Source organism: Lysinibacillus sp. RU7 (assembly GCF_057837305.1).
This window is the reverse complement of sequence record NZ_JBYQFK010000015.1, coordinates 103,725-109,925: the sequence shown is the minus strand read 5'-3', so window position 1 is coordinate 109,925 and position 6,201 is coordinate 103,725. Positions and strand designations below refer to the sequence as shown.

4 protein-coding genes and 1 riboswitch are annotated in these 6,201 nt (G+C 37.4%); of the genes, 2 read left to right on the top strand and 2 right to left on the bottom strand.

All coding sequences use genetic code 11. The annotated features are described in order from the left end of the window. Positions 1–162: 162 nt before the first annotated feature. Complete coding sequence (gene pckA / locus AC3II9_RS12530) at positions 163–1,749, bottom strand: phosphoenolpyruvate carboxykinase (ATP) (protein WP_489155902.1); 1,587 nt, start codon at positions 1,747–1,749, stop codon at positions 163–165. A gap of 200 nt (positions 1,750–1,949) precedes the next feature. Then, positions 1,950–2,068: riboswitch (SAM riboswitch) on the top strand. A gap of 236 nt (positions 2,069–2,304) precedes the next feature. On the opposite strand from pckA, the gene metK reads away from it, so the two are divergent. Both metK and AC3II9_RS12520 read left to right on the top strand, forming a co-directional pair. Beyond that, positions 2,305–3,501 carry a methionine adenosyltransferase gene (metK, locus tag AC3II9_RS12525; RefSeq protein ID WP_489155900.1) on the top strand — a complete coding sequence of 399 codons (1,197 nt, stop codon included), beginning with the start codon at positions 2,305–2,307 and terminating at the stop codon, positions 3,499–3,501. A gap of 381 nt (positions 3,502–3,882) precedes the next feature. Beyond that, on the top strand, positions 3,883–5,415 hold the full coding sequence (locus tag AC3II9_RS12520; protein WP_489155898.1) for a hypothetical protein: 1,533 nt from the start codon (positions 3,883–3,885) through the stop codon (positions 5,413–5,415). A 136-nt stretch (positions 5,416–5,551) separates the two neighbouring features. On the opposite strand, the gene AC3II9_RS12515 is transcribed toward AC3II9_RS12520, so the two are convergent. Beyond that, positions 5,552–6,064 (bottom strand): gamma carbonic anhydrase, encoded by a 513-nt coding sequence (locus AC3II9_RS12515; RefSeq protein WP_431027608.1) that lies wholly within the window; start codon positions 6,062–6,064, stop codon positions 5,552–5,554. Positions 6,065–6,201: the final 137 nt, after the last annotated feature.

Sequence of the window (6,201 nt, the reverse complement as noted above, 5' to 3'; positions counted from 1 at the left end):
AGTATAGTAAAACAGGTGATGTTGTGCATTTTATTTTTCATAAATTGTATGAAAACCCCAACATTTATTATAGAACCTAAATAAAAAACGGCTATGCAAAATCGCATAGCCGTATCTATGATATAAAGTTTAAAAAAACGTTATGTCATTTCCAATAAAACATTAAACTAATGGGCCGCCTTTTTTCACGATTGCTTCATCAACATTTGTGAATTTTTTAAAGTTATTGCTAAATAACTCAGCAAGCTCAGCTGCTTTTTTATCGTATGCAGCTTTGTCAGCCCAAGCATCACGTGGGTTTAATACTTCTGTTGGAACGCCTTCAACAGCTACAGGGATGTTTAATCCGAATACGCCATCTTGAATTGTTTCCGCATCGTTTAATTTTCCTTCGATAGCCGCGCGAACCATTGCACGTGTGTAAGAAAGTTTCATACGAGAACCTACGCCGTACTCGCCACCAGTCCAGCCAGTGTTTACTAAGAATACTTGTGAACCGTGCTCGTCAATTTTCTTCCCTAGTTGATCAGCATACACTGTTGCTGGAAGTGGTAAGAATGGAGAACCGAAGCACGTAGAGAATACTGGTTCTGGCTCTGTTACGCCACGCTCTGTACCAGCTAATTTTGAAGTGAAACCACTTAAGAAGTGATACATTGCTTGCTCTTTTGTTAATTTAGAGATTGGAGGTAACACACCGAAAGCATCCGCAGTTAAGAATACGATTGTTTTTGGGTGACCTGCAACAGATGGTGTTACGATATTTTCAATGTAGTCGATTGGATACGCTACACGAGTGTTTTCAGTTAATGAGCCATCATCGTAGTCACATACACGTGTTTCTGCATCAACTACTACGTTTTCTAAAACAGCACCAAATTTAATAGCATTGTAAATTTCTGGCTCTTTTTCAGCAGAAAGGTTAATTGTTTTTGCGTAACATCCGCCTTCGATGTTGAATACACCATTGTCAGACCAACCGTGCTCATCGTCACCGATTAATTTGCGGTCAGCGTCAGCTGATAAAGTTGTTTTACCAGTACCAGATAAGCCGAAGAATAATGCTACGTCACCAGCTTCACCAACGTTTGCAGAACAGTGCATTGGGAAGATACCTTGCTCTGGTAATAAGTAGTTCATAATACCGAAGATGGATTTTTTCATTTCACCAGCATATTCAGTACCACCGATTAAAATGATTTTCTTTTCCATTGACGTAATGATGAAAGTCTCAGATTGTGTACCATCAACAGCAGGATCAGCTTTGAAAGATGGAGCTGAAACGATTGTGAAATCAGCTACATGAGCAGCTAATTCTTCAGCTGTTGGACGGATGAATAATTGATGACAGAAAAGATTATGCCAAGCATACTCGTTTACAACTTGAATTGATAGCTGAGAGTCTTTGTCAGCTCCTGCAAATCCTTTGAATACGAATAACTCGTCTTTCTCTTTTAAGTAGTTAACCACTTTTACGTATAGGTTATCGAAAATTTCAGCTGAAATCGGTTGGTTTACTTTGCCCCAATCAATTTTGTCCTTTGAACCTTCTTCTTCGACCATATACTTATCTTTAGGTGAACGACCTGTATATTTACCAGTTTCAGCACGTAATGCGCCGTCAACTGTTAATGTAGCTTCACCGCGTGAAGTTGCTTTTTCAACTAATTGTGGTACAGAAAGTTGTACTTGTACATTTGTCCCGCTTAATAAATCCTTCAGTTCGTTGTTGATTTCTACTGAATTCATCGATTAAATACCATCCTTTTTTATATAGTTCCCTTAGATAAGGGCAGTTTATTCTTAATTCAAAAATAGTATAACACATTGCTTTTAATAATCTATACTAATTCTTAATTTATTTTGTGAATTTTTTATAATTCTTAAAACGATTATAAAACGTTTGACATAATAAAACAAATTTCGTAATATGGGAAATTGAACGGATACTCTTATCCCGAGTTGGTGGAGGGTCAAGGCCCGATGAAGCCCGGCAACCTGCAATACGTATAAACGTAACGTGTTGGTGCCAACCTGATGCAAGGACATATTCCTTGAACGATAAGAGTGAAAGGTAACGAAAAGTTAATTCCTTTCGCTCGATGAATGAGTGAAAGGGTTTTTTGTTTTTATAAGAAAAAATTCAGCATTTGGAATTTTTTCATTATTATAATGCTTTTCTAAATCCTCGTGTAAAAGTTAGCAACGGGCTTGAGTTTCAATCCGTACGGATAGACTTACATGGGTAATGAGTACCGTATCAATATTGCGTCTTTGCGCAGGGCAATTTTAGGAGGAAAACAAATGACAAACCGTCGACTGTTTACATCAGAAAGTGTAACAGAAGGGCATCCAGATAAAATCTGTGACCAAATCTCAGATGCTATCTTAGATGCGATTTTAGCCGCAGATCCTAATGCACGTGTAGCGTGTGAAACGACTGTCACAACAGGACTTGTATTAGTATCTGGTGAGATTACAACTTCAACGTATGTTGATATTAAAGGTATTGTGCGCGATACAGTAGCAGAAATTGGTTACACACGCGGTAAGTACGGTTTCGATGCTGAAAATTTAGCTGTATTAGTTGCAATTGGCGAACAATCACCTGACATTGCACAAGGTGTGGACCAAGCGCTTGAAGCACGTGAAGGTTCAATGTCTGACGAAGAACTTGAAGCAATTGGTGCTGGTGACCAAGGTTTAATGTTTGGTTATGCATGCAATGAAACACCAGAGCTTATGCCGCTGCCGATTAGCTTAGCACATAAATTAGCACGTCGCTTAACAGAAGTACGTAAATGTGGCGAGCTATCATACCTTCGTCCAGATGGTAAAACACAAGTAACTATAGAATATGATGAAAACAATACGCCTGTACGTGTTGATACAATTGTATTATCTACACAACATGATGAAGATATAACATTAGAGCAAATCCAAAAAGATGTAAAAGAACTTGTGATTCATGCTGTTGTACCGGCGGAGTTAATTGATGATAATACAAAATACTTCATCAACCCAACTGGTCGTTTCGTAATTGGCGGACCAAAAGGGGATGCTGGTTTAACAGGCCGTAAAATTATCGTGGATACATACGGTGGTTATGCTCGTCATGGTGGCGGTGCATTCTCTGGTAAGGATGCAACAAAAGTTGACCGTTCCGCAGCATATGCAGCACGTTATGTAGCAAAAAATATTGTAGCAGCTGGTTTAGCAGATCGTGCAGAAGTGCAGCTGGCATACGCAATTGGAGTAGCGCGTCCAGTATCAATCGCAGTTGACACATTTGGCACAGGGAAAGTAGAAGAAAGTAAAATGGTAGAATGGGTACGCGAATTATTTGATTTACGTCCAGCAGGCATTATTCAAATGCTTGATTTACGTCGTCCAATCTATAAACAAACAGCGGCATATGGTCATTTCGGTCGTACAGATTTAGATGTACCATGGGAAAAAACAGACAAAGCAGAGCTGTTACGCGAAAAAGCAGGATTATAATTACCATACCATTTCTTTGCAGGGAATAAGGTAAAAGCCGTCACAAATGTGGCGGCTTATTTTTAATTTAAGTGAAAAATTCAGAGGGGGCGATTATACAAATACTAGAAGGTACTAAGCGTGCTATTTTAGTGGAAGCCGTGCCTGCGGAAAGCGGGTCAGCCTTAGCGGAAATCAACACGCTTGATATTATAACTTACGCTATAAAGGCTCTTTCTAAGGAGTAGATGCTAACTTGAAAAGAGTGCTATTCATATAAAAAGATGCAATAATTTGTAAGTGTTATTCCGAAATAGCTAATCATGTAAAAAATAAACAGGGGAAGGTTGGTAATGAACCAAGCTCTCCTTTATAATAGAGAGCATAGAAGGAGAGGGAATTATGAATATAAAAAAAATTGGCTTAATACTAGCGACAGCAATTGTTTTAGTAGCTGCAATCATTTATGGTGGTACATATGGAACGGTTCAGCAAATCGAAATCGATAATACAGCCATTCAATTAGAAATTGACGGTTTTAAATTAAAAGAAGTGACAGTTTCTCAGGAAGAAAAAATTCATTCATCTGATCACACTTCTATCTATAAAGTAAGACAAGGTGTTTTTCTAGCGGGGACGTTGAAAATTGTCGAGAAAGTCATAGATAATGGCGATAAGGTTTTGTTTTTTGAGTTTATCAATGGGCGTGGCAACCAAATGGATTTACCAGTTACTTTAACGGTTAAAGGAACAGACCGCTATGAGAAGTTCGATATGATGGCAGAGGCGTATACATCTACAGATGAAGCTTATGGGGTAGATGAGACAACCAATGTCAAAGGAATCTATAATTTATATAAAGCAAATGATTTAACGAAATCAATGCTGCTTTCTCATAATTATGTATCTAAAAAAATTACTGAAGAAAATGATACTGGAAATGTTTCGAAAGTACGACAGTTAATAGAAGAAAATCAGTTTGGAGAAGTCGAGCAATTAGACGGAGGGTTAGTCATTCCTTTCTCAATGAAGACAACAGCTAAAAACGACATTTCAGAAAGTTGGATGATGATTTCAGCAGAGCCGCTTTTTGAAAATGAAAGTAATGCGACAGCATATAAAGAGCTATCAAATGCAGAGCAGCACAGCTCCATAAAATGGTTAACAATAAATGGTATGATGTCAAAATTACATACGGATACTGAGCCAGCTTTAGAAAATGTATACGGTAGAAACTTATTCAATATGGCGAATGATGCGATTTTAGAGAACTATCAAGAAACAGAAGAACGCTTCTACTATAATATGCTAGTTGTTTTAGTAAATAAGCTAGTAGAGTATAAAGAATCGGGTAAGCAAGATGCATTTGTCACGGAGTACACAAGCGGTCTTTTAAAGGAACAGTATAATATACAAGCCCCTTATATAAATGCACAAGAAAATGAAGTGATACATCAATTTTTATACGATACACAAGATGTACTACATGATGAGGCATTAAGTAGTGCCATGCTTGATTATGCTGATTTTTTAGCTGCGCAGAGAGCTAGAGGAAATGTGATTCATACACGAAATGGTTACTATATTACAGATTATATGGCCCTTCGGAAAAATAAAGAAGTGAAAAAATCACATGCTTCATTAAAACAGATTATTTCCAAAATGAATGTGTTATTTGAGGCTTATAAAATAACGAATGATGAAAAATATTTAAAAGCCGCTGTTTCGATGTTAAATGGACTTGAAGATTTAGGGGAACGATGGGTTAACCCGACAACTGGTGAACTATGGGGACAAACTACGTCAACATATGAATTCAGCGACAGCGCAGACAAAATTACTCCATCAGAAGCAATGAAGACCGTGGAATATTTAGAGGAACTAAATATCACATATAAAGGTGTTTTCAATGAATTAGTCAAAACACTTCAATAAAGAAATGGGCGTCCGTAAAACGCCCATTTTTTATTTGGATATGTTACTATCTAATCATTTGACCACTATTTAATGAATATTTAATATTTTTTTGATAAAATGAAATATATTAGTCTTTTATTATATGTTCAATGCATTATTTTTGAAGTGATTTATAGAACTGTCCTTTTTCAACGTATTCGCGAATAATGCGGTCCATATCTTCGCGATCTTCAGGCGTAATGTCACGCACGACTTTCGCAGGACGTCCCATCGCTAATGTATTTGGTGGGATTTTTTTGCCTGGAGGGACTAAGCTACCGGCACCAATAAAAGCGCCTTCGCCAATTTCAGCGCCATCTAAAATAATTGAACCCATACCAATTAATGCGCGCTTACGTACAACACAGCCATGTAATGTTACTTGATGGCCAATCGTTGCTTCATCTTCAATAATTAAAGGATTGTTTGGGCTCTGGTGCAAGCAACTTAAGTCTTGGACGCTTACACGATTGCCAATAATAGTTGGGGCCACATCGCCGCGAATCGATGTATTAAACCAAATTGATGTTTCTGCTCCGATAGTAACGTCACCAGTAATCGTCACATAATCAGCAATAAATGCGGATGGGTCTATGTTCGGATTTTTATCTTTATAAGGGTAAATCATATTCAATCTCCTCATTTCAAGCTAATATATATAATTATCGTATCAAATATATGAAACGAAATAAACAAACTTTTTGATAAGGCAAAAAAGTATGACTATTTTCTAGTTAAAGTGTGAGATAAGCATTCGTGCCGAAT

Excerpts from the sequence above, each read along its gene's own strand:
- pckA (WP_489155902.1), bottom strand. The coding sequence starts at position 1,749 with ATGAATTCAGTAGAAATCAACAACGAACTGAAGGATTTATTAAGCGGG.
- metK (WP_489155900.1), top strand. The coding sequence starts at position 2,305 with ATGACAAACCGTCGACTGTTTACATCAGAAAGTGTAACAGAAGGGCAT.
- AC3II9_RS12520 (WP_489155898.1), top strand. The coding sequence starts at position 3,883 with ATGAATATAAAAAAAATTGGCTTAATACTAGCGACAGCAATTGTTTTA.
- AC3II9_RS12515 (WP_431027608.1), bottom strand. The coding sequence starts at position 6,064 with ATGATTTACCCTTATAAAGATAAAAATCCGAACATAGACCCATCCGCA.